The organism is Caulobacter sp. SLTY, from assembly GCF_009905535.1.
Classification (GTDB): Bacteria; Pseudomonadota; Alphaproteobacteria; order Caulobacterales; family Caulobacteraceae; genus Caulobacter.
Genome location: NZ_JAAALA010000085.1, coordinates 1 through 608, shown reverse-complemented (window position 1 = coordinate 608; position 608 = coordinate 1). Strand labels below are relative to the sequence as shown.

Annotated in this window: 1 protein-coding gene; it reads left to right on the top strand. The window is 71.7% G+C overall.

Annotation, left to right across the window (positions count from 1 at the left end; translation table 11 throughout):
• Nucleotides 1–40 precede the first annotated feature (40 nt).
• On the top strand, nucleotides 41–608 hold a 568-nt coding region (locus GVN21_RS20360), incomplete at its 3' end, for a hypothetical protein (RefSeq protein ID WP_205690213.1).

Below are 608 nucleotides of genomic sequence, written 5' to 3'. Positions count from 1 at the left end.
ACTGGGGGCTGGACAACGGCGGGGAGTGGATGGGGCCGGGATGCTGGCCGGGATCACGGGGAACCGGGCGGACCTGATCGTGGTGGACGATCCGGTGAAGGGGCGGGCCGAGGCGGACAGTCCGCTGATCCGGCGGCGGACGCGAGAGGAGTTCGACGACACGGTGCGCACGCGGCTGAAGGCCGGGGGGCGGATCGTGCTGATCCAGACGCGGTGGCATGAGGACGACCTGGCCGGGAGCCTGTTGCCGGAGGGCTATGACGGGCGGAGCGGGCCGGTGCTGTGCCGGGACGGGGAGGTCTGGGAGGTGGTCTGTATCCCGGCGATGGCGGAGCGCGGGGATGACCCGCTGGGCCGGATGCCGGGGGACTGGCTGTGGCCGGAGTATTGGAGCGAGGCGCACTGGCGGCCGTATCGGCTGAACCCGCGGACGTGGAACGCGCTGTACCAGCAGCGGCCGACGGCGGCGGAGGGGAGCTATTTCGAGCGGGGGTGTTTTCGGCGGTTCGGGGAGCGGGAGCTGCCCGAGGCGCTGCGGTACTATGGGACCAGCGACTATGCGGTGACGGATGGGGGTGGGGACTACACGCGGCTGGTGGTGTGGGGGG